The sequence below is a fragment of the Ruegeria sp. YTSA226 genome (assembly GCF_059609905.1).
In genome coordinates this window covers 22,750-48,967 of sequence record NZ_JBXWMQ010000003.1, presented here as the reverse complement: position 1 = coordinate 48,967, position 26,218 = coordinate 22,750, and the positions used below count along the sequence as shown (strand labels likewise).

Below are 26,218 nucleotides of genomic sequence, written 5' to 3'. Positions count from 1 at the left end.
GCCACAGGCGCGGTAGCAAATGGGAGGGATCATGAAGCTGAGACTCTTAACACTGGCATCCGCTATGATGGGCGTTGCCGCATTTGCCGAAGAGACAAGTCCGAAAGACGTACCCTATGACGACTATGGTGCAATCGAGGTCTCTCTGACCGATGTTAATGGGGACGCGGCAAATGGCGCACTCATCGTTGGCGACAAGTCCAAAGGTAATTGCGTGGCCTGCCACGCGGTCTCAGCTTTGGCGGACATTCCGTTCCATGGTGAGGTTGGCCCGATGCTGGATGGCGCCGGTGATCGTTGGACCGAAGCAGAGCTTCGCGGTTTAGTCGCAAACGCGAAAATGACGTTCGAAGGCACGGTAATGCCGGCGTTCTACAAGGATGACGGATATATCCGTCCAGGCGATGCCTATACGGGCAAAGCGCCAACGGCGCCTTTAACGACGATCCTGACTGCACAGGAAATCGAGGACGTGGTCGCGTTTCTAGCGACACTGAAAGAGGAATAATCTCGCCTTCTGGCGTGACTTTTCGAAGATTCAAAGGAGATTGAAAATGGAACTCTCTCGCCGCGAGACTCTGGCCCTTGGGCTGGGCGCCGCGTTCCTGACAATTATGCCGCTACGAGCGAATGCAGCTGCTGAAGATGCGATCTCCGCATTTTCAGGCGGGGCAGATGTGGCTGATGGCGGTGTTACACTGACGGCACCGGAAATCGCGGAAAACGGAAACACGGTACCAATCGAAGTCAGTGCTCCGGGCGCAGCTGCAATTCTGATCGTGGCCGCAGGCAACCCCGAACCGGGCGTGGCAACGTTCAATTTCGGCCCGCTGGCTGCTGAACAAGCCGCTTCAACCCGCATCCGTCTTGCCGGAACGCAGGATGTCATTGCCGTGGCGAAGATGGCAGATGGCAGTTTTGCCAAAGCGTCCGCGACCGTAAAAGTGACAATCGGAGGGTGCGGCGGTTAATCGCCACGCGCCCTGAAGAACAGGAGATTAACCAATGGCATCCGGTGTAAAGCCCCGCGTCAAGGTTCCAAAGACAGCCGCTGCTGGCGAAGCTGTTACGATCAAGACACTGATCAGCCACAAGATGGAAAGCGGCCAGCGCAAGGATAAAGAAGGCAACGTCATCCCGCGTTCGATCATCAACCGTTTCACCTGCGAGTTTAACGGTGAAATGGTGATTGATGTGACTATGGAGCCTGCGATTTCGACAAATCCGTACTTCCAGTTCGAAGCAACCGTGCCCGAGGCCGGTGAGTTTGTCTTCACCTGGTACGATGATGATGGCTCAGTTTACGACGAGAAGAAAACGATCGAGATCGCCTGACGGCTCGACCACTAAGGAAGGCTAGCGCTGGTTGTGATTTCTGGCGCTGGCCCACCAAGGGAGGAACGTAATGAATACCAAGGCACTTACGGCGATCGCGGCTGTTCTGGCTTTCCCAGTGGCAGCAATGGCTGGACCGGACGAAGATAATCTTGTGATCAATGACGAGCTGAATATGACCTCGGTCACCGAGGCCTCGGCGCATCTGGAGAATTTGGACACGATCTATTCGGGTTGGCATTTCCGCACAGATGAAACTCAGGCACTGCAGATTGATGATTTTGACAATCCGGCAATGATCTTCGTCGATCAGGCAGCCGACCTCTATGAGGCAGTTGATGGTGCTGCAGGTGAAAGTTGTGCCTCGTGCCATGATGGAGTGGAAAGCTTCAAAGGACTGCAGGCGTCCATGCCCAAGGTCGATGCTGAAAGCGGCGAGCTGGTGGTTATGGAAGATCTGATCAACAAGTGCCGTACCGATCGCATGGAGGCCGATGCCTGGAAATGGTCTGGTGGTGACATGCAGGGTATGGTCGCATTGATCGGTCTGCAGTCACGCGGGATGCCCATGAACGTTGCTATTGATGGTAATGCCGCGCCATTCTGGCAAGAGGGCAAGGAAATCTATTATACCCGCTACGGTCAGTTGGAACTGAGCTGCGCCAACTGTCATGAAGAAAACTGGGGCAATATGATCCGAGCGGATCACCTGAGCCAGGGGATGATAAATGGATTCCCTACCTATCGTTTGAAGCAGGCCAAACTGATCTCGCGCCACAATCGGTTCCGCGGTTGTATTCGCGATACGCGTGCGGAAACCTTTGCCGAAGGGTCGGACGAGTTCCGGGCACTGGAGCTCTATGTCGCTTCGCGTGGCAACGGGCTTTCAGTCGAAACCCCAGCTGTACGTCAATAACGAATGACCCGCCTGGGCAATGCCCGGAGCGGGTTTTTCACTTATATAACATTCACACATATATATGTGTAAAAGGAAAGCTGATAGATGATTTCTCGACGTGACTTCTTGCAGGTTTCAATGGCGGCCTCGGCTCTGTTCGGAGCGTCCGGGTTTGGCAACTGGGCCAAGCTTGCTGCGCAGCAAAGTCTAACGCAGGATCAACTGCTAGAGTTCGAGACCTTTGGCAATATCAGCCTGATTCATGTCACCGACATTCACGCGCAACTCAAACCAATTTATTTCCGTGAACCCGAAGTCAATCTTGGTATTGGCGATGCAAGAGGACAGATGCCGCATGTTACTGGCGCCGCGTTCCGCAAGGCATACGGGATAGAAGATGGAAGCCCGTCGGCCTATGCGCTGACCTACACCGATTTTGAGTCACTGGCCAAGACCTACGGTCGGGTGGGTGGCTTGGATCGGGTCTCAACTGTCATCAACGCCATTCGAGCGGACCGTCCTGATGCGTTGCTTCTTGACGGGGGTGATACTTGGCACGGTTCTTACACCTGCTATCAGACGGCCGGTCAGGACATGGTCAACGTCATGAATGCGCTGAAACCCGATGCGATGACTTTCCATTGGGAGTTCACGTTGGGCAGTGATCGGGTCAATGAGATTGTCGAAGGTTTGCCTTTTGCCGCCTTGGGGCAGAACATTTTTGATGCGGAATGGGATGAACCCGCAGAGATGTTCAAACCCTACAAGTTCTTTGATCGGGGCGGTTCCAAGATTGCGGTGATCGGACAGGCCTTCCCTTACATGCCGATTGCAAATCCGGGATGGATGTTCCCCGAATACTCGTTCGGGATCCGGGATGAGAACATGCAGGAAATGGTGGACGAAGTTCGCGATGCCGGCGCCGATGTCGTTGTTGTCCTAAGCCATAACGGCTTTGATGTGGATAAGAAGATGGCGGGTCGTGTTCAGGGGATAGACGTTATCCTCAGTGGCCACACCCATGACGCGCTGCCCGAGCCGGTTCTGGTGGGTGAAACGCATATCATCGCCTCTGGATCGAACGGCAAATTCGTCAGCCGTGTAGATCTCGACGTGCGCGATGGGCAGATGATGGGGCTAAAGCACAAGCTTATCCCGATTTTCTCTGATGTTATTGCACCAGATCCTGCGATCACTGCTCTGATAAATGATCAGCGCGCGCCTTATGAGGCGGCGCTGAGTGAGGTGATCGGCAAAACGGACTCGTTGCTGTACCGCCGCGGCAACTTCAACGGCACTTGGGATGACCTGATCTGCGATGCTCTGATCAATGAGCGTGAGGCAGATATCGCAATGTCGCCCGGCGTCCGTTGGGGGCCGTCAATCCTGCCGGGGCAAGAAATAACGCGAGAGGATATTTGGAACGTCACCTCGATGTCCTATCCGAACGCCTATCGCACAGAAATGACCGGGGAGTTCATCCATGTCATCCTGGAAGATGTCGGCGACAATCTGTTCAATCCCGACCCCTATTACCAGCAGGGTGGCGACATGGTCCGCGTTGGCGGGTTGGGTTATCGGATCGACGTAACCAAGCCGCAGGGGCAGAGGATCAGCGACATGACGCTGTTGAAAACCGGTGAGGCGATCGACCCGGCCAAGTCCTATGTCGTGGCCGGTTGGGCCAGCGTCAACGAAGGCACCGAGGGCCCGCCGATTTGGGATGTCGTCGAAAACCATGTTCGCAACCTTGGCACCGTAACGGTGCAAGAGAACACCAGTGTCGAAGTAATCGGCGCTTAAGAAACCGATGGAGACCTAAGAGATATGGATGACGCGTTCAAACCGTCCCGCCGGGCCTTCCTGAAAGGCAGTGCCGCGGTCGCCGCAGGATCCGTTGCAGGTGCGGCAGCGGCAGAAACACCCGACCCACTGATAACAGAGCTTCAGGATTGGGCATCTTATACGGGGGCAGGTGTTGATGAGACTCCTTATGGCATGCCGATCAGCTTTGAATCCCATGTCGTGCGCCGCAATGTGGAATGGCTGACCGCCTCTCCGATTTCGTCGATCAACTTCACGCCGATCCACGCGCTCGATGGCACGATCACTCCGCAGGGATGCGCCTTTGAGCGTCACCATTCAGGCGCGATCGAGCTGCGCAAGGAGGACTACCGCCTGATGATCAACGGGCTGGTTGATCGCCCGCTTGTCTTTACATACGAAGACATTGAGCGGTTCCCGCGCGAAAACCACGTGTATTTCTGCGAATGTGCGGCGAACACAGGTATGGAGTGGGCTGGTGCGCAACTCAACGGCGTCCAATTTACTCATGGCATGATTCACAACATGGAATACACCGGTGTTCCGCTGCGCGCGCTGTTGCAGGAAGCAGGTGCCGACATCTCACCTGAAAAATGGGTCTATGTTGAGGGCGCAGATGCGTCGTCCAATGGCCGTTCTATCCCGATGGAAAAAGCGCTGGATGACGTTTTGGTTGCATTCAAGGCGAATGGCGAAGCGCTGCGGATGGAGCATGGGTACCCTGTGCGTCTCGTGGTGCCGGGTTGGGAAGGCAACATGTGGGTCAAGTGGCTGCGCCGGATCGAGGTTGTCGATTTGGCGGTCGAAAGCCGCGAAGAAACATCAAAATACACCGATGTTTACGTCGATGGCACGGCCCAGAAATGGACTTGGGTGATGGATGCTAAATCTGTCATCACCTCACCCAGCCCGCAAATGCCGATCAAACACGGACCGGGTCCGCTGGTCATTTCCGGGCTTGCCTGGTCAGGCCACGGACAAATTACACGGGTCGATGTGTCAAAGGACGGTGGGATCACATGGGAGACAGCGCGTCTTGGTAAGCAGGGCGACACCAAGGCTCTTACACGTTTCTATCTCGATACGAACTGGGACGGGGCGCCAATGCTCTTGCAGGCCCGGGCAATAGACGAGACCGGTTATGTGCAACCAACCAAAGACCAGTTGCGTGAAAAACGCGGAGAAAACTCGGTCTACCACAACAACTGTATCCAGACTTGGTACGTGAGCGCAGAAGGGATCGCCGAGAATGTTGAAGTCTCTTAGTCATGTTTTCCTGCCCGTATTTGGCGGAACGGCGTTGGTGCTTGCGGTAGCTGTGTCTTTCGCGAACCGGAATTACGGCCACTCGAAGATTGAGACATTGGAGACCCGGATAGGGCAGGTTGAGGCGCATGCAGCAGTTGCCCAGGAGAATGCGGAAGCAGAATCCAAACGAGCAGCCGAACTGGAGATCAAAGTCGAAGAAATCCAGGCTGCGGCGGCAGAACGGGTCGCCAATGGTGCGAACTTGACCGCTACCGCGCCCTTCCGCGAGGGCAGCCTTGGGCTTGGGCGGTCGGCACTGAAGGAAGAGATTGCGGCCTGGGACGTTGACGTCTTGCCTGATGGGCGTGGCCTACCCGTAGGTTCAGGCGACGTCTGGACCGGAGAAGAGGTGTTTGTCGCCCGCTGTGCGTCATGCCACGGTGAATTTGCTGAAGGTGCCGATAACTGGCCTGTTCTGGCCGGTGGGTTTGACACGCTTGCAGACGAAGATCCTGTAAAAACCGTTGGGTCATATTGGCCACATTTGTCGACTGCCTGGGATTACATTTCCCGCTCAATGCCCTTTGGTGAAGCGGGCACGCTGACAGCGGATGAGACCTACGCAATTGTCGCATACATCCTCTACTCCAATGATTTGGTGGATGACGATTTCGAGCTGAACAACGAAAACTTCTCCGAGTTCAAAATGTACAATATGGACGGTTTCGTAGTCGATGTACGACCCGAGACCGAATACACTGAATGGCGCGAAGAGCCTTGCATGGAAAACTGCAAGGCAGAGACCGCCGTCACGATGCGTTCTGTTTTTCTGGTTGAGACTCCCGCGGAGGGTGGTTCGAACTCGGTCATGAATAATGCCAGCCCGGATGAGTTGCCGACGTTTTCGGCAGAAGGCCCCTCGTTCATTCCAACTGCAGCGCCAAAGCCTGATGAAGAGGCCGCAGCCATACCGGCCGCTCAAGAAACCGAAGTGACAGACGAGGTTACAGAACTGGCTGCTGCAGGAGAGAAAGTCTTTAAGAAGTGTAAATCCTGCCATCAAATTGGTGAAGGTGCAAAGCACAGCACTGGGCCTGCTCTGAACGGGGTAATCGGAGCTAATGCTGGATCGGTCGAGGGCTTCAAATACTCCAAAGCGATGCAGGCGTCTGCGGAGGCAGGACTAGTCTGGACCGATGAAGAAATGACTGCCTTTCTTACGAAGCCCAAGGAATACATGAAAGGCACAAGGATGTCTTTTGCAGGTCTTAGAAAACAGGACGATATCGAAGCTTTGATCATCTATCTTAAGACGTTTGGAAGTTGACGATGCGTTGGTCGAACGCGCTTGTCTGTGCCGCGTTCTTTGGGGCTACTGCTTCATCGACCTACGCTGCAGAAGACCTTGGCGATGCTGAGGCAGGGAAAGCCGTGTTCGCCAAATGCAAAGGCTGTCATCAGGTTGGAAAGGGGGCCGAAAACAAAATCGGTCCGCATCTGAATGGGATTTTTGGGCGCAGGGCAGCTGGTCTGGATGGCTTTAGCTATTCCAAAAGCCTTGCGCGCGCGGGTAGCTCGGGTCTGGAGTGGCACGCTGACACACTGTCTGCGTACATCGAAAACCCACGTGCATTCGCGTCAGGCACCAGGATGAGTTTTGGTGGCCTGAAAGACCCGGAAGACCGCGCCAACGTGATCGCCTATTTGCGGGATTTTTCCGACAATCCTCAGGACATCCCAGAAGCGGACCCGACGGCGAAGGGCACGGATCATTCTATCGACCCCGCGATCTTGGCGATTCAAGGAGATCCGGAGTACGGCGCATATCTCAGCAGCGAATGTACAACGTGCCATCAGATCGACGGAGGCGATGAGGGCATTCCCTCGATCGTGTACTGGCCTGACGAAGACTTCGTGGTCGCCATGCACGCATATAAAGACAAACAGCGGCCACATCCGGTCATGCGAATGATTGCCGGACGGCTGAGCAATGACGAGATCGCGGCATTGGCTGCCTACTTCAATAATCCATAGTGACTGTGTCCAAGAGGAGGAATCGCGATGACGCTAAATAGACGAGTATTTCTTGGAGCCGCCGGGGTGGTAGCAGCCGGGTTGTCGGCACCGATGGTGTTGGCGCAAGGCAAACCACGCGTGGTAATTGTCGGCGGCGGTGCGGGCGGTGCAACTGCTGCGCGCTACATCGCAAAAGACAGCAGGGGTGAGATCGACGTAACGTTGATCGAGCCGTCGCGGACCTATTACACCTGTTTCTTCTCAAACCTGTATCTGGGAGGGTTTCAGGAGCTTTCGGACATTGCCCACAGCTATGGCACGCTTGCCGCGAACTACGGCATCAACGTGGTGCATGATTGGGCCACAGGGGTGGATCGCGATGCCAAGACGGTGTCCTTGGCAGGTGGCGGATCCGTTCCATATGACAAGCTGATCCTGAGCCCGGGTATCGACTTTGTTGATGGTGCGGTCGAGGGCTGGGACGTCTCGGCGCAAAATAAAATGCCGCATGCGTACAAGGCTGGATCTCAGACCGAGCTTCTCAAGGCGCAGATCATGGCAATGCCTGAAGGTGGTACATTTGCAATGGTCGCGCCACCGAATCCGTACCGTTGCCCACCCGGACCGTATGAGCGGGTTTCAATGGTTGCGCATGTTCTGAAGGCGAACAACCCGACAGCAAAGATCATCGTTGCCGACCCGAAACCGAAGTTTTCCAAGATGTCATTGTTCCAAGAGGGTTGGGCCAACCACTACGAAGGAATGGTTGACTGGATCGGCGAAGATTTCGGCGGCGGCAATGTCGCCGTAAACCCGGATGCAATGACTGTTACGATCGACGGCGAAGAAACCAAGGTCGATGTCTGCAACGTGATCCCAGCGATGAAAGCCGGACGCATTGCGGAAATGGCAGGGGTGACCGATGGTAACTGGGCACCCGTGAACGCCGCGGATATGTCCTCCAAAGCCGACCTGGATATCTACGTTCTTGGTGACGCCAGCCAACAGGGTGACATGCCCAAATCCGGCTTCTCGGCCAACAGTCAGGCGAAAGTCTGTGCGAATGCCGTGCGAGGTGCGTTGACCGGGTCCAAAGTGTTTCCGGCCAAGTTCTCCAACACGTGCTGGTCGCTCATCGACACCGATGATGGCGTCAAGGTTGGCGCAACTTATGAAGCGACTCCCGAAAAGATTGCCAAAGTGGACGGCTTTATCAGCCAGACCGGCGAAGATGCGGACTTGAGAAAAGCAACTTATGAAGAGTCGCTGGGTTGGTACGCTGGTATCACTTCAGACATGTTCGGTTAAGGTATTCAGGGGTTTTGACTGGTGTCAAAGACCTTGATGAGCAATCTGAGAAGATGCGGTTCAAGAGGAGGATTAAAATCATGAAACACTTTATCGCTGTAGCCGCGTTTTCCAATGTTCTGGTGAGCCATGCGTTTGCGGAAGAGATCATCACCGCCCCATTTGACGGCAGTTTTGATGATGCAACCTTCGCCGTCGAGTCCGCGATTGTCGGACAGGGACTGGTCATCGACCATGTAAGCCATGTAGGCGACATGTTGAATCGCACGGGCGCTGATGTCGGCAGTGACAAGCAGATATTTGCGGCCGCAGACATCTTCATTTTCTGCTCGGCAAAAATCTCGCGCGAGGTGATGGAAGCCGACCCTATGAATATCGGATTCTGCCCCTACGGGATTTTTGTAGCCGAGGACAACAGTGGCGTGATGGTGGGATATCGAGGCTACCCTGACGGGCCAATGCAAAAGGTTCAGACCCTGTTATCCGAGATCGTCGAAGAGGCCGTAGGAAATTGAAATGAACTATCAGCAGTTTTTTCGTGATCAGCTGGACCAGCTTCAAGAGGAAGGGAACTATAGGGTCTTTGCGGATCTCGGAAGGCAGTGCGGTGCATTCCCAACCGCGCGCAATTACGCAGAAGACGGTCCCGAAAAAGTCACTGTCTGGTGCTCAAATGATTATCTTGGCATGGGTCAACACCCCTGCATTCTTGCAGCAATGCACCAAGCAATTGATGAGTGTGGTGCCGGGGCGGGAGGTACGCGGAATATCTCTGGAACCACTCATGAGCACGTTTTGCTGGAACAGGAACTTGCCGACTTGCACTGCAAAGAGGCGGCATTGCTATTTACGTCCGGCTACGTTTCAAACTGGGCGGCTTTGGGAACTTTGGCCTCCCGCATTCCTGGTATCACCGTACTGTCAGACGAGTTGAACCATGCCTCGATGATTGAGGGAATTCGCCACAGCCGTTGTCAAAAGCGGATCTGGAAGCACAATGATATTGCAGACCTTGAAAGGCAGCTTGCTGACATACCAGCCAACGCACCAAAGCTCATTGCGTTCGAAAGCGTCTATTCCATGGATGGTGATATAGCGCCAGTTGCCGAGATCTGTGATCTGGCGGATCGCTATGACGCGATGACCTATTTGGATGAGGTTCACGCCGTAGGGCTTTATGGACCGCGCGGCGGTGGCATCGCCGAACGTGAAGGCCTGATGGATCGCCTAACCGTTATCGAGGGGACATTAGGCAAAGCCTTCGGTGTCGTCGGTGGATACATCGCGGCGTCGAAAGAGCTTGTGGACTTCGTCCGGTCCTTTGCCAGCGGGTTTATCTTTACCACTGCATTGCCTCCGGCCGTAGCCGCAGGTGCGGCAGCCTCGGTTCGGCACCTGAAGCAAAGCAATGCGGAACGATATCTGCACCAGCAGCGAGTGCGCGAAGTTCGAGACAGGCTGGACGAACTGAGTATTCCCCATACTCCGAACCCAAGTCACATCATTCCGGTCATGGTCGGCGATCCGGTTAAGTGTCGCTTCATCTCTGATGTACTGATGCGTGACTATGGAATTTACATCCAGCCGATCAACTATCCAACCGTTCCCAAGGGAACGGAGCGTCTACGGATTACACCGTCGCCGGTGCATTCTACTGAAGACGTGGATCGACTGGTATCTGCATTGGGTGAGCTGTGGACGCAATGCCAGTTGGCGCGCAGGCCAATGGTCGCACAATGACAACTTGACCGAAGACAAGGATGCACACGCTACGAAGTGAGAGTTTCTGCTGATGGAGAGACTCATCGATCTGTTGGGAGACTCTGGTGCCTTGGCATTTGCCGGAGTGCTCGTCGGTATCTTGTTCGGCGTGACGGCTCAGAAGTCTCACTTTTGTTTAAGAGCGTCGGCAGTCGAAGTCGCCGAAGGTGAGCTAGGTCCCCGCTTGGCGGTTTGGCTGATCGCCTTCACCACTGCGCTCGCCTTGGTACAGGCGCTTATCGCGTTTGAGTGGCTAGACCTTTCCGAGACACGTGCAATCGCGTCGACAGGTAGCCTGAGCGGCGCGGTAATCGGTGGAGCGATGTTCGGCGCAGGCATGGTTCTGGCGCGTGGATGTGCATCTCGCCTTTTGGTATTAGCCTCCTGCGGTAATTTGCGCGCCCTGGTTACGGGATTGGTTTTGACCTTAGTGGCTCAAGCCGCCTACACAGGTGTTCTTAGTCCCGCCCGCGAGTTGCTGTCTGGTATCTGGGCTGTCCCAGGAGGCGCGCCGCGTGATCTTTCAGAAATACTTGGGCTCTCGCCAACGGTTTATACAGCCGTTGCAGCGTTGGGATTGGTGTCGGCCATTGTCTTTGCGTCCCACCGGAAAGTCGCGCCTATAAGGATCATAGCGGCCGCAGGAGTTGGCCTGGCTGTGGCGCTCGGCTGGTTGATAACATTTGCCATCGCGCAAGCATCTTTTGAAGTCGTGCCTGTGTCTTCTGTCACCTTTACCGGACCGGCCACGGACACACTAATGGCGTTGGTTGCAAGTCGAAACGTTGTGTTGTCCTTCGGTATCGGCCTTGTCCCAGGCGTAGTAATTGGCGCGGCAGGCTCAGCCTTGACTGCAGGTGAGTGGAGGATCGAACGATTTGGCTCGGATACTCCGATGGAACGCTACCTCGTAGGGGCTGTTCTCATGGGGTTTGGGGCCATGCTGGCGGGAGGTTGCGCGGTGGGTGCCGGGCTTTCAGGAGGGTCCGCCCTGTCATTGACCGCATGGGTTGCCGTATTTTTCATGTGGGTCGGGGCGATCAGCACGCATAGACTATTGATGCTAATCCCTGTTCCGCAACATTCCTGAGCTACTCGAATTCCATCTGTTCGAAAACGCGCCCTGCATTTTTCGTGGCCAGTTCTTCAAACGTGTCCAGGTTGGCATAAGGTGACTGATCGACGTAGTAAGCCTCAGCCAGATCACCTCCTGCATCCATATGCTCTTGAATCTTGCCGCGCAGATATATCAGGTAGTCGCGTGTATAGCGGCGCACCTGATCCATGTTCGTAGGATGGCCGTGTCCCGGTATCACATAAGTGGCATCTAAAGCCTCGAATTCGGTGTCCCAAGTTACAAGCCAATCCGCTGTATAGGTGTCTTGAAAGATTGGCAGCATGCGTTCGTGAAACGCCATGTCGCCCGCAATGACAAGGCCTTGGTTCGGCAACCAGATCGAGATATCGCCGGGACTATGGGCAGGGCCGAGGTACTTTGCCTCAATCCGGAATTCACCCATCTCAACCACGTACTCATCATCGAATGTCTCGGTTGGGCCAGCCAGGAATGTTCCGTCTGCCTTGTCCTGATTGTATCGCTGCATTCCCTGCAGAATTTGCGGGCCATATTCCTCGAATTCGGCCGCTGCTTCGGAATGTGCGATGATCGGAATGCCGAGTTCTGACCAGTAAGCGTTGCCGAGCATCGCGTGCCCCTGGCCATTCTCGTTGAAGACAAGTCTGACCGGCTGATCCGTGATGGCCTGAATTTCCTTGTGAAGCGCTTCGGCAAGGACATAGGCTGCACCGCCGTTTATGACGACCACACCTTCACCGGTTACAATGAAACTGAGATTGTTGTTGTGACCAGAGTTTTCGTAGGTTGGTGGTGCGGTTGCGCCAATGGCGGAATAGACGCCAGGGATATACTCGACCGGTTTGGAATACAGCACGCTTTGCGGATATTGGTCTGCAATTTCCTCGCTTGCCCAAGCTGGTGCGGCCAAGGCCAAGGCAATCGCAAGCGTTCGTATCATGTTGGTTCTCCAATGAACTTATACGCAGAGCCAGTTTTTTCGACCCGGCCGATTCCACCATTCGGCAGGTGGAAGCCAATTATCTTCATTTGCTCGCGAGAAATCTGATCTAGCAGCAAACTACGAGTTGCTGCAGCTGCCTGTGGATCCTGATCGGTGCCACTGTGCCAATCAGGCCGTTCAAAAGCCACGTGTGGATTTCCCAACGCATCGCCGACAATCATCACGGATTCACTGCCGCTGCGGATTTCAAACGCCATGTGGCCGGGTGTGTGCCCAAAGCTTGCACGGGCGGCAATGCCTGGAAGGATCTCTTGTCCGTCGTCAAAGAACGCCACCTGATCCTCAATTTCTGCCATCCGGCGCTTCGCGCCTACAGCGAACGCAGCGCGATCTTCTCCTATTGAATCTACCGTTGAAGGGTTCCACCAATAATCCCACTCTTTACGGCCAAAGTGATGCGTCGCGTTGGGGAAAAGCAGGTCGTCGAAGTCATCCAAAATGCCCCAGATGTGATCCGGGTGCGCATGGGTGAAAATCACGTGCGAAACGTCTTCGGGCGACAGGCCGATTGTTTCAACAGTTTCCATAAGTTTGCCAGACGTGGGCATGAAATCCGGCCCAGCTCCGACATCGAATAACACCGTGTTTTTACCATCACGATAGAGCGCAACGTTGCACTCTGGCTCGTACTTGGTCGCGTCCACTCGATTGCGATTCAGAAGCTGTTCGAGTTCTTCTTTCGGCATGGACCCAAAGATCATTTCCGGTGGCAATGACAGGTACCCGTCTGATACGGTTGAAATCCTAGCTGAAGGGCCGAGTTGCAACTCGGCCCTCACGATCCTGGATTGAGTACCAAGCATCCCAAGGCAAGCGGCGCTGTACAAGAAAGTGCGGCGAGAAAATGTATTTCCATCCATACACAATCAATAAAATGAATGTTATTATTTGTAAATGGAGAAAGAAAGGCTGTGTGTGCAAAGCTGCTTTCGTCTTGATCACTAAGAAGTCTACTCAACTTCTTCGGTACCGGCGGGTAAGTTAGCGATTACACCGGTGCCCCTGAGAGCCTGCATCTCAACTCTTGGAGCGAAATGGGACTGGTTGCGGCGTGTGGCGTTTCCCGCTTTTTCGTGACGATTCCCAGTTCTTTTTGAACACAAAATTCGTCTGCTGTTACCCAAAATGCCACCCAAACCATGTTTGCGGTACGTGAGAGCAACGCTGAGTTCACGTTTCTAACTGATATGTTATGGGAATTTGGTAGCGGAGGAGGGACTTGAACCCCCGACACGCGGATTATGATTCCGCTGCTCTAACCAACTGAGCTACTCCGCCATGAGTGAATGGCGATTTAAGGGAGGGGTTGGGGAGGGTCAAGAGGGAAATGGCGCCTTTGTTGGGAATATTTTAGCTGGGACTAATCCGAATTCGGCACAACCGTCGCCCTGGGTTCTGTATTTTGTACCACGCCGCGAATGAAGTTGTTGCAGATGTCCGGGACTGTCAGGGGGATCATATGGCCCAGCCCTTCGATCTGTTCAAAACTCAGACCAAACGCCTGCATTGATTCACCGTGTTGCGTGGCTGACAAGAGCGCATCCTGTGCTCCAAACAATATGGAGCCAGGCACTTTCAGGTCGCCATAACGGGCGACCTGGGCCGGCATGCTCTGTTCAATCCCGATCACATCCTGTGAGGCGCTGATAAACGCGGATGGACGCATCCCCAAAGCGCCGCCGGCGCGGTCCAGAAAGTCTTGGGGCGCGGGTTCTGGCGCAAATGCCGCGCTAAGGGTGTGCGGTGCGGTTTTTGCGGCCAGCGGGACGGCAATCGTGTTGCCGATCAGACTGCGCAGCCATGCCGTCCGGATTTCAAGCGGTTTGAACACGGCGGGCGGCCCGGGCATCGCCTGAGTAAGCGGAGCTAGCAGGGCCAGCGCTTTGATCTTGTCCGGGTAATCCAGCGCCATCGCCAGAGAAACCGCGCCACCCAGCGAATGGCCGACCAGAATTGGGTTGCTGACCCCCTTTGCCTCTAGAAATTCATGTATCATGCGGCCCTGTTCGGGCAACCGCCCAAGCTCTGCCGTCTCACGAGTTGAGTATCCGCAACCGGGGCGATCCACGGCAATGACGTGAAAATCCTCGGCCAGTTTATCCATCAAGGCGTAGGTGAAATGTTGCAACTGCCCGGCCAGCCCATGAATGAGCACAACCGTCTGATTGGAAGGGTCGCCCTTTTCCACATAGTGGATATTGCCGCCGCGCACGGGAATGATAACCCCCGGTTGTGGGACACGCATCCGGCCGTCACGGGTCAGCTTGCGTGTCCAAAGATTCATCGCAACAAGAAACAGCGCAATGAACAGCGCAATAGTCAGGAAGATTGTCATCAGCCTATCCTCTGGATGGAGCAGATCAGATTACTGACCGGATAGCGCCACAACCCGAAGGCAATGTCCACAGCTCGCTTAAAGGATCTAATGCGGACTGGGTTAGCCGCGCAAGATCGTTCCAGTTGGATCAAAGGGCGGTTCTTTCAGGATCGTTGCCCTATGCGGGCGCCCTAATACCATGACCTCGACCCTATCGCCGGCCCCGGCACCCGAAACATAGCCCAAGGCCAGCGACATACCCACGGAATAGCCATAAGCGCCCGATGTCACCCGACCGATTCCGCGCCCGTCCATGAAAATGGGTTCGCCTCCGGTCGCGTCAGCGTTCGAAGCTGCGGTGTCGGCTTCGTCCAGATGCAGCAGGACAAGCTGCTCTCTGGCCGGAGAGGTCATGGCAGAATTGGCGGCATCTTTGTTTAGGAACGATTTGTCGAATTTGCACAACCGGTCCAAACCGACCTCGTGTGGCCAGTATTCGGGGCTGTATTCGCGCCCCCAAGACCCATAGCCCTTTTCGATCCTCAGCGACATCAGTGCGCGGCTGCCAACTGGGCCTGCGCCGAACTCTTTTCCGGTCTCGATCAGCGCCTCATACAGGCGGAGTTGATCTTTCGCGGCGCAATGCGCCTCCCAGCCCAGATCGCCGGTGAAGGAGACACGCAGCGCCAGGACCGCAATTCCGGCGATTTCGATCTGTTGCGAGCGCATGAAGGGGAAATCCTCGGGGCTGAGCGAGGTATTCGTAAGCCGTTGCAGGATTTCCCGCGATTTCGGTCCAGCCACGTTAAAGCCGCAAGTCTCTTCGGTGCGGCTTTCGAAACGGGTGCCGTCGGGCAGCGGAACCTGTTTGAAGAACCGTTTGTGATAGCGCTCGGCCATGCCCGAGCCGATGATCCAGAATTCGTCGTCGGCCACGCGGGTCACGGTGAAATCGCCGGCAATACCACCCCGTTTTGAGATCAGCGGGGTCAGGCAGGATCGACCAACCGATCTCGGCATGGAATTTGCGAATACGGCATTAAGCCAACCCTCGGCTCCCGGACCTTTGCAAACATATTTGGCAAAGTTTGAGATGTCGATGATCCCGGCCCGATCGCGCAGCATCCGGCATTCCGCGCCCACCGGTTCCCACCAGTTCTGGCGGGTGAATCCGTTGGTGTCCGTGGCGCCGGGCGCTTCTGCGAACCACAGCGGGTGTTCCCATCCGACATTCAGGCCAAAGACGGCACCCATGTCCTTTTGCCTATCATAAATCGGGCGGGTCCGGGCAGGGCGTCCTGCGCTGCGTTCTTCATTTGGGAAGTGGATGGCAAAGCGGTGTGCGTACTGGTCCTGCACGCGGGCTTTGGTGAAATCTTTGGTGGCCCATGTGTCGAACCGCGCCACGTCCCAGGCGAACATGTCGTATTGGGTTTCGCCTTCGATGATCCACTGCGCCGCCATCAGGCCCATGCCACCCGATTGCGAGAATCCCGGGATGATGCCGTTGCAGCAGAAATAGCCGTCGACCTCGGGCACTGGTCCCATCAGAACGTTGGCATCCGGTGACCAGATCATCGGTCCGTTGATGACCCGTTTGATCCCGGCGTCGCCCACGGCAGGTACGCGTTCGATGGCGTTCATCATATTCTCTTCGATCCGCTCCAGATCGTCGGGAAACAGATCATGGGCAAAATCCAGGGGTGTGCCGTCCTCGGCCCAGAATTTCATATCCTTTTCATAAGCCCCCACCAAAAGGCCCTGACCTTCCTGCCGCAAATAGTACTCGCCATCGCGGTCACTGACCGAGGGCAGGCGGGTATCATGCGCCGCGACGTCAGCCATGGTTTCGGTGACGAAATACTGATGCTCGGTCGGTTGCAGGGGTAGCTCGATCCCGGCCAACATGGCAACTTCGCGGCCCCAAAGACCGGCGGCATTCACAACCCACGGCGTTTGGATGTCCCCCTTAGGGGTGCGTACGATCCAGGTGCCGTCTTCTTGCTGATCTGTCGCAGTGACCGGCGTAAAGCGGTGGATTTCGGCCCCACGCTGGCGCGCGCCGACAGCGTAGGCGTTGGTGACCCCCGAGGGATCAACATTACCGCCATCAGGTTCGTACATGACACATCGGATGCCATCGTAATTGACCAGCGGGTTCAGACGCTGCGCCTCTTCGATGCTGATCTCATAGAAATTCATCCCGTACAGCTTGGCCTTGGCGGCCTGCAGCCTCAGCTGGTGCTCGCGCTCTTCGGTTTGGGCCAGATATAACGAGCCGGGCTGGAACACGCCGCAGCTTTGGCCGGTTTCAGCCTCAAGCTCTTTGTACAGCGTCATCGTATAGTGTTGGATGCGGCTGATATTGGTGCTGTCATGCAGTCCGTGGATGTTCGCCGCCGCGTGCCAGGTCGAGCCGGATGTCAGTTCATCCCGTTCCAACAGCACCACGTCTGACCACCCCGATTTGGTCAGGTGATACAGGATCGAGCACCCAATCACACCACCGCCGATTACCACTGCCTGTGCATTTGTCTTCATGAGTCTGTCATCCAAAATTTTGGTCTTGTCGTCATGTGTTACCAGTACTGAACCCAAGACAACGGGTTTAAATTTCACGTGGGATTGAACAGATATAAACCAAGGTTAGTCTCCGATGCCCACCACTATGCACGTCCATACGCGACCAGTCTGTGGTTCAATTCATCTGTTTCAGAGGCCCCGGCTTCCAGGGCGAATATAAAGGCGTGGGTCAGGTAAAAACAGGCCGCGTCGATATCTTGCACCGCTTCGCATTCATCTGCTGCAATAGTGTAATAGCGGACCAACGCGGCAGGATCATCATGATCATGCGCCTCAAGTAGCAAGCGATCCAGTTCTGTTCTGTCCATCGGGTCTCCGTCGCGTCTGGCCAGTCGTGCGTGGCCAGACAGCTGGTTCAGTCGGCGCGACCGCTTTCAATCTGTGTCGCAACCCAGTGATGGAAATTATGGGTCGGACCATCCATCACCGGAGAGAATCGACCGCCGTCGAACAACATTCCGTGCCGACCCTTTTGCATCCCTTCAACAACGAACACATCCTCTTCAAACACAGTTTTCCATTGCTGGGCGTTTGCCGCCCTCAGGCCATCATGTTCAGGTGTGTCTTCGATGCTTTTGGCATAATAAAGCTCGATATGCTCAACGGTATTTTCGTGATCAACCGGTTCCAGGACAATGGCAAAGGCATGGTCACGCTGCACACCCAAAAGAACATTCGGATACACGGCCACATACTCTGCACCCTCATTCCATCGATCGCTGAGCCCGTCGAAATCGGCGAATGTGGTGCCGTCATGGTCAGTGAGTTGTCGATAGACAAGCGTGCCTTGACCGGAATAGTGCCCGCGCACTTCGATGTTATAGTGATCCTCAAGTCGCGAATAGCTGTTCAGGCCGGGATGCACCCAGGGCAGGTGATAGCTTTCGCAATAGTTCTCAACCGCCAGCTTCCAGTTGGTCTTGACCTCCAACTTGAACGAAGAGGCCTCACCGCCGTGATGTACTGGTTGATCAAACTCTTTCCAGCGTTCCAATAGGGCGGCGTGCGCCTCTTCGAATTCGGGTGCATTGCCGTCCACATTCACAAAGACCACGTCCCGCCAGACATAAGAGCGAATACGGATCAGGCCCAGAGATTTGCGATCCACGTCCTCATGGGTGTTGTGACCGGCGCCGCCAACATGTGGCGTCGCACGCAGCTCTCCCTTCAGGCTGTAGCACCAGCTGTGATAGGGGCAACGGATCGCGCCACTTATCTTGCGAGGGGTATCGACAAGGATCATCCCGCGGTGACGGCAGGTATTTTGAAATACGCCAACCTCACCATCCCGATCCCGCACGATTAGTAAAGGCATGCCTAGGAAATCGACCGGCATGGCATCGCCTTCCTCGGGCACGTCTTTGCCAAAGCCGATCCCGGACCAGTTGGCGTACAAAACCGATCTACGCTCTTCGGCGAAAAGTGCCGGGTCGATATAGTGTTCGTTTGGCAGGCCGTTTGCGACATTCACATCGACCAGAACGGAAGACAGCGCAGTATGCTTGTTCATCGGGCTCTCCTGCAGGTGTTGTTTGTTCTCTATTGGCGGATACGCTGGCATCCACTCAATATCAGAAAACCTCATCACAGGGTGATTTCACCTAAACCGAACCGTCCTGAACCTCTTGAATGATCCAATCTTTCAGCGCCCGGGCACTTTCGGACAAGTCTTCATCCGAGCGGCCAACCAGATAAAACTGGTTTGGAGCGATCTGGAGGTGGGGCCCGATTGCCACCAGCTTTCCCGATTGCAGCATGGGTTGGATCAAGCGTTGCCATCCAAGAACCAGCCCGGCCCCCTTACGCGCCCGCTGGAGGGCTACCGAATAGCTGTTCACACGAGAATCGATCGGAATGGTTCCCGTGTACCCGAGTTGTTGAAACCATTCGGGCCAAGTGGTCCAGCTGCGGTCTTCAGAGTCCAGATGTATCAGTCGTTCAGCGGCGAGATCTTCAAGGCTTGCACCGGCCAACCGATCCGCCACCTCTGGGCAGGCGACGGGGACCAGACAATCCCGAAACAGAGGAGTGTGCGAAAGGTCACCGTTGCCGTCCCGGCCGTAGCGAATAAAGAAATCGATATCCGGCCGATCCCGAAATGGTCGATCCTGTGAAAGCTGGTCAACATTTACTTCAGGCATTTCGCGCCAGAACCGGATTACCGATGGCGACAACCAAAGAGCAGCCACTGCAGTGGTTGATCCTACGGTTACCTTTTCGACGGTGGCACGGTCGCGGATTGTTGCCAGTGTTTTTGAGATGCGGGTAAACGAAGAAGCCAGCGCGTCATACAGCGCTTTGCCGTCTTCCGTCAGTTCGACCCCTCGGTGTTTGCGCTGGAACAAGGCGGTGCCAAGATCACCTTCCAACGCTTTGATCTGATGACTGACCGCGCCCGGCGTTACCGACAGTTCTTCAGCCGCATGCTTAAAGCTTAGATGGCGCGCAGCGGCTTCGAAGGCCGACAGCGTGGTGAGTGGCGGCAGATTATAGTGGCGTCTGGACATGACAGGTGTAGCCGTTGGTGGTCTTCAGGTTAATTCTTCTCACTCAAATATTGGACTTTTTAAGATTGTGCGCCAGAAGAAATTTTCCAAAACGATGATGTTGAGTGCCGTGTTTCCGATACGTGCGGTAAAGATCAGGCAATGTTTCTGTGACGACCGGGTTTGGTGTCAGCCAGTTCATTGACGGTTCTTATGCCATCACCGACATGGAGTGGATCATGGATATGGGCGGAGATGATCCCGCGCTAAGCATGGCAGAACTGATAGCAGGTCTGGTCGTCATCATGGGTCTGTAGATCATTTCGGCGGTTTCGGGTGCGGGTCGCTTCCTGCAAACATGTATCGCAATTAGTGAGGCTTGCTTTGACCAAATACCGCAGTCTTTTGGGGAGGATTGGAGGATCGCCCTGTGAATATGCGTACCATGACCCGAACCGGTGGCCGTGCGGCCCGGCGCGCGCTGCGCTCTGCTCCGAATTTCGAGATGTTGCCCGGCCTGACCCGAGGCATCCCCCTATGCGAGGTGATGGATGGCAGCCAGATCGACCGGATCGACAGCGCCTCAATGGATATTCTCGAGAATGTCGGTGTTCAGTTTCGCGATGCAATCGCACTGGAGGATTGGAAAAAAGCTGGTGCAAAGGTCGAGGGCGAACTGGTCTATCTGGACCGGGGCCTGGTCCGAGAGCTGATCGCCACCATTCCCAGCACCTTCACTTATCATGCTCGCGATCCGAATAAGAACGTGCGACTGGGCGGACGGCACTCGATCTTTGTGCCGATGACCGGCGCGCCCTTTCTGCGCGATCTCGATGACGTGAGGCGCAATCCGACGCTCGATGATCTGGCAATGTTCCACAAACTAAGCCACATGCTGCCGGCGATGCATTCCTCGGCGCATCACATTGTCGAACCTTACGACCACCCGATCAGTCAGCGACATTTGCGCATTACCTATTCGTCGATGAAACATTCGGACAAGACGTTCATGGGTATGACCACTTCGCCCAGAAACGCCGAAGACGTCATTGAGATGTGTGCGATCCTGTTCGGGGAAGATTTCATTGAAGATCACCCGGTCACCACGGGCAACTGCAACGGAAACTCTCCGCTGGTCTGGGACGAAACGATGCTGGGCGCGATGCGGGCCTTTTCTCGCCGCAATCAGCCTGTCTTGTGCTCGCCCTTTGTGCTGGGCGGGGCCAATACGCCCGCATCGGTTCCCGCCACAGTGGCGCAGTTGAACGCCGAAGCACTGAGCGCGCTGGCCTATACCCAAGTCATTCGCAAAGGTGCTCCGGCGATTTACGGGCACTACCTGTCGACGGTGTCGATGAAATCAGGTGCCCCGATGGCCGGCACGCCCGAGATCAGCCTGATGAACTTTATGATCGGGCAGATGGCCCGGTTCTACGACGTTCCATGGCGCACTTCGAATACGCTGGGTGGGGCCAAGACATTTGATGCGCAGGCCGGCTACGAATCCGCCACGACGCTGCAGGCGGTTCTTCATTCCGGTGCGAACTATATTTGGCATTCGGCTGGCTGGAATGAGGCTGGGATGCATTGTTCCACCGCCAAGTTCATTGTCGATGCTGAACAATGTGCGATGGCTTATCGCATGGCAGAAGGCCCGCAATGGGATGATTTCGACCAAGCTCTTGCCGCCATTCCAGAGGTCGGTCCAGGCGGGCACTATCTGGGTCATCCGCACACGCAGGACAATTTTCAAACGGCGTTTTTCATGCCCGAGATGTTCGACAATAACTCGATTGAGCAATGGGTGGCAGAAGGCGGGGTTGAGATCACTGAGCGCGCGTTGAAGCACGCGCGCAAGCTGCTGGCCGAATACCAGGAACCGACACTGGACGTGGCCAAAAACGAGGCCCTGCTGGACTATATTGCCCGGCGTGAACGGGAAATTCCCGCCGCTGACGAGCTGAACCAAACCTATTAAAGATTTCGCCTTGGACCTATCCCGACTGCATTGTCGGGTGGGTTTCTATTTAGCACTCGGAGGGAAAATGGAGCTGACGGGCAAAACAGCGCTCATCACAGGGGCTGCGGGTGGCATCGGATCTGCTATTGCACAGCGGATGCGGCAGGCAGGGGCACGAGTTGCGGTTGCGGACGTTTCGGTTGAGGGTATCGAAGCCGACGCCCATTTGCCCGGCGATTTGCGCGAGAGTGCTTATGCAGATGCATTGCCGCAACATGCGGCGGATGCGCTGGGCGGGCTGGATATCGTTGTTAACAATGCGGGGGTCATCACCCGCGGAGCGGTGACCGAGACCTCGGATACCGACTGGGCATTGTCGCTGGGCGTGAATGTCGAGGCGCCCTTTCGCATCTGTCGCGCCGCAATCCCGATCATGGCGGCGCGTGGTGGTGGCGCCATCGTGAACACCGCGTCATGCTGGGGCCTGCGCCCTGGGCCGAACCACGCGGTCTATTGCATGACCAAGGCAGCCATTGCGTCGTTGACACAATGCATGGGTATGGACCACGCGCATCAGGGCATCCGCATTAACGCCGTATGCCCGAATGAAGTAAACACGCCGATGCTGCGGTCGGGGTTTGAAAAACGCGGCTTTGATCCGGATACTGCCGTGGCCGAGCTGGGCCGGACGGTGCCCTTGGGGCGTATCGCCGAGCCCGAGGATATTGCTGATGTGGTGATGTTTCTTGCCTCGGACGCCGCGCGCTATGTGTGCGGGGCATTGCTGGAAGTGAACGGAGGAAAACCGGTTTCATGACGCGATTTACCGGCAAAACCGCGCTGGTCACGGGCGGGCGCAGCGGTATCGGACGCGCCATCGCGGAACGTTTGCAACACGAAGGTGCACGGGTCTTTACCGCGCAACGTGGGAGCGATCCGGAATTCGAAGGGTTCGAGGCCGATTTCAGAGATCCCCTCAGCCCGCAAACGGTGGTCAATCAGGTCGTTGATCAGGCCGGGCGATTGGACATTCTGGTCAATAATGCAGGCATGATGCAGGAAGCCGGCGTCGAGCAGATGAGCCTTGCGGACTGGCAGCGCACGTTGACAGTCAACCTCACGGCCCCGTTCCTGCTGATCAAGGCGGCGCTGCCCCATTTACGACGGGCCGGCGGGGCGATTGTCAATATCGGCTCGATTGAGGGGCTGGGCAGCAATCCCGGCCATGCCGCCTATTGCGCATCCAAAGCCGGGTTGCATGGTCTGACACGAGCGGTGGCCGTGGATCATGGGGCAGAGGGCATTCGTTGCAACGCCGTGGCCCCTGGCTGGATCGACACCGAGTTGAACGTGGATTTCATCGCCTCAATGCCGGACCCGGAGACATTTCACGAGGATATCAAGCGCATACACCCCGTTGCCCGAACCGGAAGCCCACAAGAGGTTGCGGCGCTCGTCGCCTTCCTGGCGTCGGGTGATGCCAGCTTTATCACCGGGCAGGTCTACACAGTAGACGGAGGCCGCATGGCCAAGCTGAGCCTGCCCTGATCACTCGTCCCGCGCGCGCCATTCTTTCCAGCGCAGCACCGCATTGGCACCGATCTCGCGGAATGGCTTTGGGGGTAGGCGTTTGGGTTGACCCTGGGCGTCGAAATACCGGGTGATATTCGAGCTTTGGCCGCAGGCGCGTTCTGCCGCCGCGATACCGGTCAGGGTGCCGCGCGCCGTGCCCAGCCCGTTCTGGACACAGCCAGAAATTACGCCCTGTTCGACCTCTCGTGCGACGGCGACGCCGTTCAGGCTGAGGCAGAGATGACCGGCCCAGCGATATTGCATGTCCAGCCCCGCCAACTGCGGAAATCGCTGGTCGAATTTGCGCTGCATCACCCGCGAGGCGCGCGCCAGATCACCAGCAGTCGAGGTCATGCCCGGGCGCAAGGCCGCGCAGGTACGAGTTATGATCCGATTGCCGCCCTGTGCCGTATCAATGCGCCGCATCGTTGTACCCAACGGATCAGATGGTGTGACACTCCAGCGGGGTTGCCCCCCCAGCCGCGACAGTACTTCGGTGTCCAGCTCCGGGGTCATTGCCGCAAACAGGAACAGCTGCATCAGGCGGTCACGCTCGATCCCAAAGCTTTCCAGATGCCCGTTCACCGTGAGGATGACTGTACCAGTGCTGACGGTACCGCGCGCGGTTTTTACCAGCCACGCACCGCCTTGCTTCTCAAACCCGGTCACGCCAGAGCTCTCGTACAATGCAATGCCATCCTTGATCAGTCCCGCAGCCAGACCACGAATATAGCCTGCTGGTTGCAACATAACCGTGCCGGGCGTGTATAGCCCCGACCGATAGTGGCGCGACCCTGTTAGGGCGTGCATCTGCTGTTGGTCGAGCATTTCACTGGTCTCACCCAAAGTGCTGAGATGATGCGCATAGCTGATATTATGTGCATGTCCCGCCGCGCTCACCGCTCCGTTAACCTTGCCAGCCGGATCAAAGAAATTCGGGTCGATCTGATATTGCTCGACCGCCGATCGGGCAAAATCAATTGCAAGTCGGTTTAGTGTGATCATGGTGCGATCATCCCCCGGCCCGGAATAATTGTCCGAGGCCAGGTCATGTGGCAGATCGATCATAAAACCCGTATTGCGCCCAGCAGCCCCTTCGGCCACGCGGCCAGCCTCAAGCACGATGATCTTTGCGTCGCTTTGCAGCTGCCTCAAACGCTGTGCCGCTGACAGGCCTGCGAAACCGGCACCAACAATCACGACATCCGCCGTCAGATCACCATCCAGTTCTTGGGCTGGGGGTGGATCGCCTAATATGACGCTCCAGGCCGCAGGTCCGCGATGGACTGGCAGGGTTCGGGCGGCATAGCTGCTCAATCCACGGCCTCATCCGCATCGTCGGACAGGTCGACCCAGATGGTTTTTAGCTGGGTATACTGGTCATGCGCATGGATCGAGTTGTCGCGCCCACCAAAGCCAGACTGTTTATAACCGCCAAAGGGCGTGGTGATATCGCCCTCACCAAAACTGTTTACAGTCACCGTTCCCGCCCGGATCGTCCGCGCCCCGCGAATGGCGCGTTTCGCATTGGCTGTGAAGATCGACGCACACAAACCATACTCGGTATCGTTGGCGATCTTGATGGCCTCATCAAAGCTGGAAACCGTGATCACCGAAAGAATAGGACCAAAGATTTCGTCACGTGCTAGGATGGCGTCATTGCCAGGGAGTTCGACTACGGTGGCCTCGACAAAGCCATTGTCCGCTTTGCCTCCGATCACCACGTTTTCGGCCTGATCCAGATATCCGCAGATCTTATCGAAATGAGCTTCGCTGACCATTGCGCCCAATCGTGTTTCCGGGTTCAGAGGCTCGCCGACATTCCATTGCTTTACATGATGGGCGATGCGGTCGAGCAACTCGGCCTTTACGGCCTTGTGGACAATCAGGCGGGAGGTGGCCGAGCAGTTCTCACCCATGTTCCAGAACGCACCATTGACGATATGTGCCGCCACGCGGTCCAGATTTTCTGCATCTTCCATCACAATGGCCGGATTCTTGCCGCCCATTTCAAGCACCACCTCTTTGGCGTTGCTTTCCGCCGAATAGCTCAGAAACCGTTTGCCAGTCACGGTTGAACCGGTGAAGGACACCATATCGATATCCATGTGCCGTCCGATAGGTTCGCCCACCTCGGCACCTGCGCCGGGGACGATGTTCAGGACGCCGCGTGGCAGACCGGCCTCCATCGCCAGTTCGGCCAGCCGCAATGCCGTCAGTGAAGTTTCCTCGGCCGGTTTCACAACCACCGAGCAGCCCGCAGCCAGAGCGGGCCCGATTTTCCATGCCAGCATCAGCAATGGGAAATTCCAGGGCAGGACTAGCCCGACAACGCCAATCGGCTCGCGCACGACCAAAGCGATGTGGTCGTCACTGGCGGGCGAGACCTGATCATAGATCTTGTCGATCGCCTCAGCATGCCATTTCAGGCAATGAATGGTCTCGGGCAGGTCGACGGTCTCGCAGTCAAAGATGGTCTTGCCACTGTCGATACTTTCCATCACCGCCAGTTCACGTGCATTGCGTGTGATCAATTTGGTCAACCGGATCAGCACATTTTTGCGCTCGGATGGGTGCAGCCTCGACCAGCGGCCATCTTCGAACGCTTCGCGCGCCTTCTCGACGGCAAAATCCACGTCCGCTACACCACAGGCGGCAATGTTGGCCAATTTCTTGTTGGTCGCCGGGTTAACCGTTGTGAAGGACTGCCCGGAAATCGCCGGGCGATACGCGCCATCAATAAAGGCGCCGGTTGGCAAGGTCAGACCCGCGGCGATGGAGTCGTATTCGTCCTGCGTCAGCAATGTCATA

General features: G+C 56.1%; 25 protein-coding genes and 1 tRNA gene. 16 read left to right on the top strand and 10 right to left on the bottom strand.

The features are described from left to right. Positions 1-31: 31 nt before the first annotated feature. The 12 genes from soxX (at position 32) to AC2FFF_RS05165 (ending at position 11,480) form a co-directional block, all read left to right on the top strand. Positions 32-508: a sulfur oxidation c-type cytochrome SoxX gene (gene soxX / locus AC2FFF_RS05220; RefSeq protein ID WP_142635844.1), complete on the top strand. Its 477-nt coding sequence runs from the start codon at positions 32-34 to the stop codon at positions 506-508. Between the two features lie 46 nt (positions 509-554). Further along, positions 555-971, top strand: a complete 417-nt coding sequence (gene soxY, locus AC2FFF_RS05215) for a thiosulfate oxidation carrier protein SoxY (protein ID WP_142635846.1) — start codon at positions 555-557, stop codon at positions 969-971. 34 nt (positions 972-1,005) lie between these two features. Further along, positions 1,006-1,335, top strand: coding sequence for a thiosulfate oxidation carrier complex protein SoxZ (gene soxZ / locus AC2FFF_RS05210; protein WP_142635848.1), 330 nt, complete (start codon positions 1,006-1,008; stop codon positions 1,333-1,335). A gap of 70 nt (positions 1,336-1,405) precedes the next feature. Beyond that, positions 1,406-2,251: a sulfur oxidation c-type cytochrome SoxA gene (gene soxA, locus AC2FFF_RS05205; RefSeq protein ID WP_496676316.1), complete on the top strand. Its 846-nt coding sequence runs from the start codon at positions 1,406-1,408 to the stop codon at positions 2,249-2,251. 87 nt (positions 2,252-2,338) lie between these two features. Next, the gene (gene soxB, locus AC2FFF_RS05200; RefSeq protein ID WP_496676314.1) at positions 2,339-4,036 is read left to right on the top strand and encodes a thiosulfohydrolase SoxB; all 1,698 of its coding nucleotides are present in this window, start codon (positions 2,339-2,341) and stop codon (positions 4,034-4,036) included. 24 nt (positions 4,037-4,060) lie between these two features. Further along, positions 4,061-5,323, top strand: a complete 1,263-nt coding sequence (gene soxC, locus AC2FFF_RS05195) for a sulfite dehydrogenase (RefSeq protein WP_496882880.1) — start codon at positions 4,061-4,063, stop codon at positions 5,321-5,323. Then, entirely contained in the window at positions 5,307-6,632 is a 1,326-nt protein-coding gene (locus AC2FFF_RS05190; protein WP_281972436.1) for a c-type cytochrome, read from the top strand. Before soxC ends, AC2FFF_RS05190 begins: the two co-directional genes overlap by 17 nt. A 2-nt stretch (positions 6,633-6,634) precedes the next feature. After that, positions 6,635-7,339 (top strand): c-type cytochrome, encoded by a 705-nt coding sequence (locus tag AC2FFF_RS05185; RefSeq protein WP_142635858.1) that lies wholly within the window; start codon positions 6,635-6,637, stop codon positions 7,337-7,339. 27 nt (positions 7,340-7,366) lie between these two features. Beyond that, positions 7,367-8,629, top strand: coding sequence for an NAD(P)/FAD-dependent oxidoreductase (locus AC2FFF_RS05180; RefSeq protein ID WP_281972435.1), 1,263 nt, complete (start codon positions 7,367-7,369; stop codon positions 8,627-8,629). A gap of 80 nt (positions 8,630-8,709) precedes the next feature. After that, positions 8,710-9,144, top strand: a complete 435-nt coding sequence (locus tag AC2FFF_RS05175) for a DUF302 domain-containing protein (RefSeq protein WP_281972434.1) — start codon at positions 8,710-8,712, stop codon at positions 9,142-9,144. A 1-nt stretch (position 9,145) separates the two neighbouring features. Beyond that, positions 9,146-10,369: a 5-aminolevulinate synthase gene (hemA, locus tag AC2FFF_RS05170; protein WP_281972433.1), complete on the top strand. Its 1,224-nt coding sequence runs from the start codon at positions 9,146-9,148 to the stop codon at positions 10,367-10,369. A 52-nt stretch (positions 10,370-10,421) separates the two neighbouring features. Further along, on the top strand, positions 10,422-11,480 hold the full coding sequence (locus AC2FFF_RS05165; protein WP_281972432.1) for a YeeE/YedE family protein: 1,059 nt from the start codon (positions 10,422-10,424) through the stop codon (positions 11,478-11,480). A gap of 1 nt (position 11,481) precedes the next feature. On the opposite strand, the gene AC2FFF_RS05160 is transcribed toward AC2FFF_RS05165, so the two are convergent. The 8 genes from AC2FFF_RS05160 to AC2FFF_RS05125 all read right to left on the bottom strand — a co-directional run bounded on the left by AC2FFF_RS05160 (position 11,482) and on the right by AC2FFF_RS05125 (position 19,896). Further along, positions 11,482-12,426 carry an MBL fold metallo-hydrolase gene (locus AC2FFF_RS05160; RefSeq protein WP_281972431.1) on the bottom strand — a complete coding sequence of 315 codons (945 nt, stop codon included), beginning with the start codon at positions 12,424-12,426 and terminating at the stop codon, positions 11,482-11,484. Continuing rightward, positions 12,423-13,349, bottom strand: coding sequence for an MBL fold metallo-hydrolase (locus AC2FFF_RS05155; RefSeq protein ID WP_281972430.1), 927 nt, complete (start codon positions 13,347-13,349; stop codon positions 12,423-12,425). Before AC2FFF_RS05155 ends, AC2FFF_RS05160 begins: the two co-directional genes overlap by 4 nt. Positions 13,350-13,690: 341 nt before the next feature. After that, a tRNA-Met gene (locus AC2FFF_RS05150) sits at positions 13,691-13,767 on the bottom strand. Between the two features lie 82 nt (positions 13,768-13,849). Further along, entirely contained in the window at positions 13,850-14,824 is a 975-nt protein-coding gene (locus AC2FFF_RS05145) for an alpha/beta fold hydrolase (RefSeq protein WP_281972429.1), read from the bottom strand. Between the two features lie 102 nt (positions 14,825-14,926). Continuing rightward, complete coding sequence (locus AC2FFF_RS05140) at positions 14,927-17,347, bottom strand: GcvT family protein (protein ID WP_496750567.1); 2,421 nt, start codon at positions 17,345-17,347, stop codon at positions 14,927-14,929. Positions 17,348-17,472: 125 nt separating this feature from the next. Further along, positions 17,473-17,697 carry a hypothetical protein gene (locus AC2FFF_RS05135; RefSeq protein WP_281972427.1) on the bottom strand — a complete coding sequence of 75 codons (225 nt, stop codon included), beginning with the start codon at positions 17,695-17,697 and terminating at the stop codon, positions 17,473-17,475. A gap of 47 nt (positions 17,698-17,744) precedes the next feature. After that, positions 17,745-18,899, bottom strand: a complete 1,155-nt coding sequence (locus AC2FFF_RS05130; protein ID WP_142635876.1) for an aromatic ring-hydroxylating oxygenase subunit alpha — start codon at positions 18,897-18,899, stop codon at positions 17,745-17,747. Between the two features lie 91 nt (positions 18,900-18,990). Further along, positions 18,991-19,896: a LysR substrate-binding domain-containing protein gene (locus tag AC2FFF_RS05125; RefSeq protein ID WP_281995309.1), complete on the bottom strand. Its 906-nt coding sequence runs from the start codon at positions 19,894-19,896 to the stop codon at positions 18,991-18,993. A gap of 149 nt (positions 19,897-20,045) precedes the next feature. On the opposite strand from AC2FFF_RS05125, the gene AC2FFF_RS05120 reads away from it, so the two are divergent. The 4 genes from AC2FFF_RS05120 to AC2FFF_RS05105 all read left to right on the top strand — a co-directional run bounded on the left by AC2FFF_RS05120 (position 20,046) and on the right by AC2FFF_RS05105 (position 23,383). Next, the gene (locus tag AC2FFF_RS05120) at positions 20,046-20,192 is read left to right on the top strand and encodes a hypothetical protein (RefSeq protein WP_416383911.1); all 147 of its coding nucleotides are present in this window, start codon (positions 20,046-20,048) and stop codon (positions 20,190-20,192) included. Positions 20,193-20,311: 119 nt separating this feature from the next. Continuing rightward, complete coding sequence (locus tag AC2FFF_RS05115) at positions 20,312-21,853, top strand: trimethylamine methyltransferase family protein (protein WP_142635980.1); 1,542 nt, start codon at positions 20,312-20,314, stop codon at positions 21,851-21,853. Positions 21,854-21,920: 67 nt separating this feature from the next. Continuing rightward, positions 21,921-22,652 carry an SDR family NAD(P)-dependent oxidoreductase gene (locus AC2FFF_RS05110; protein WP_271948145.1) on the top strand — a complete coding sequence of 244 codons (732 nt, stop codon included), beginning with the start codon at positions 21,921-21,923 and terminating at the stop codon, positions 22,650-22,652. Beyond that, positions 22,649-23,383 (top strand): SDR family NAD(P)-dependent oxidoreductase, encoded by a 735-nt coding sequence (locus AC2FFF_RS05105; RefSeq protein WP_281972425.1) that lies wholly within the window; start codon positions 22,649-22,651, stop codon positions 23,381-23,383. The genes AC2FFF_RS05110 and AC2FFF_RS05105 overlap by 4 nt, the downstream gene beginning before the upstream one ends. Here AC2FFF_RS05105 and AC2FFF_RS05100 read toward each other — a convergent pair whose 3' ends face one another. Together AC2FFF_RS05100 and AC2FFF_RS05095 are read right to left on the bottom strand one after the other, a co-directional pair. Continuing rightward, the gene (locus AC2FFF_RS05100; RefSeq protein WP_281972424.1) at positions 23,384-24,724 is read right to left on the bottom strand and encodes an NAD(P)/FAD-dependent oxidoreductase; all 1,341 of its coding nucleotides are present in this window, start codon (positions 24,722-24,724) and stop codon (positions 23,384-23,386) included. Next, on the bottom strand, positions 24,721-26,217 hold the full coding sequence (locus AC2FFF_RS05095) for an aldehyde dehydrogenase (protein ID WP_496882879.1): 1,497 nt from the start codon (positions 26,215-26,217) through the stop codon (positions 24,721-24,723). Before AC2FFF_RS05095 ends, AC2FFF_RS05100 begins: the two co-directional genes overlap by 4 nt. Between the last annotated feature and the right edge of the window lies 1 nt (position 26,218).

Coding starts and splice junctions, on each gene's coding strand:
- soxX (WP_142635844.1), top strand. CDS start 32: ATGAAGCTGAGACTCTTAACACTGGCATCCGCTATGATGGGCGTTGCC.
- soxY (WP_142635846.1), top strand. CDS start 555: ATGGAACTCTCTCGCCGCGAGACTCTGGCCCTTGGGCTGGGCGCCGCG.
- soxZ (WP_142635848.1), top strand. CDS start 1,006: ATGGCATCCGGTGTAAAGCCCCGCGTCAAGGTTCCAAAGACAGCCGCT.
- soxA (WP_496676316.1), top strand. CDS start 1,406: ATGAATACCAAGGCACTTACGGCGATCGCGGCTGTTCTGGCTTTCCCA.
- soxB (WP_496676314.1), top strand. CDS start 2,339: ATGATTTCTCGACGTGACTTCTTGCAGGTTTCAATGGCGGCCTCGGCT.
- soxC (WP_496882880.1), top strand. CDS start 4,061: ATGGATGACGCGTTCAAACCGTCCCGCCGGGCCTTCCTGAAAGGCAGT.
- AC2FFF_RS05190 (WP_281972436.1), top strand. CDS start 5,307: ATGTTGAAGTCTCTTAGTCATGTTTTCCTGCCCGTATTTGGCGGAACG.
- AC2FFF_RS05185 (WP_142635858.1), top strand. CDS start 6,635: ATGCGTTGGTCGAACGCGCTTGTCTGTGCCGCGTTCTTTGGGGCTACT.
- AC2FFF_RS05180 (WP_281972435.1), top strand. CDS start 7,367: ATGACGCTAAATAGACGAGTATTTCTTGGAGCCGCCGGGGTGGTAGCA.
- AC2FFF_RS05175 (WP_281972434.1), top strand. CDS start 8,710: ATGAAACACTTTATCGCTGTAGCCGCGTTTTCCAATGTTCTGGTGAGC.
- hemA (WP_281972433.1), top strand. CDS start 9,146: ATGAACTATCAGCAGTTTTTTCGTGATCAGCTGGACCAGCTTCAAGAG.
- AC2FFF_RS05165 (WP_281972432.1), top strand. CDS start 10,422: ATGGAGAGACTCATCGATCTGTTGGGAGACTCTGGTGCCTTGGCATTT.
- AC2FFF_RS05160 (WP_281972431.1), bottom strand. CDS start 12,426: ATGATACGAACGCTTGCGATTGCCTTGGCCTTGGCCGCACCAGCTTGG.
- AC2FFF_RS05155 (WP_281972430.1), bottom strand. CDS start 13,349: ATGGATGGAAATACATTTTCTCGCCGCACTTTCTTGTACAGCGCCGCT.
- AC2FFF_RS05145 (WP_281972429.1), bottom strand. CDS start 14,824: ATGACAATCTTCCTGACTATTGCGCTGTTCATTGCGCTGTTTCTTGTT.
- AC2FFF_RS05140 (WP_496750567.1), bottom strand. CDS start 17,347: ATGAAGACAAATGCACAGGCAGTGGTAATCGGCGGTGGTGTGATTGGG.
- AC2FFF_RS05135 (WP_281972427.1), bottom strand. CDS start 17,697: ATGGACAGAACAGAACTGGATCGCTTGCTACTTGAGGCGCATGATCAT.
- AC2FFF_RS05130 (WP_142635876.1), bottom strand. CDS start 18,899: ATGAACAAGCATACTGCGCTGTCTTCCGTTCTGGTCGATGTGAATGTC.
- AC2FFF_RS05125 (WP_281995309.1), bottom strand. CDS start 19,896: ATGTCCAGACGCCACTATAATCTGCCGCCACTCACCACGCTGTCGGCC.
- AC2FFF_RS05115 (WP_142635980.1), top strand. CDS start 20,312: ATGCGTACCATGACCCGAACCGGTGGCCGTGCGGCCCGGCGCGCGCTG.
- AC2FFF_RS05110 (WP_271948145.1), top strand. CDS start 21,921: ATGGAGCTGACGGGCAAAACAGCGCTCATCACAGGGGCTGCGGGTGGC.
- AC2FFF_RS05105 (WP_281972425.1), top strand. CDS start 22,649: ATGACGCGATTTACCGGCAAAACCGCGCTGGTCACGGGCGGGCGCAGC.
- AC2FFF_RS05095 (WP_496882879.1), bottom strand. CDS start 26,217: ATGACATTGCTGACGCAGGACGAATACGACTCCATCGCCGCGGGTCTG.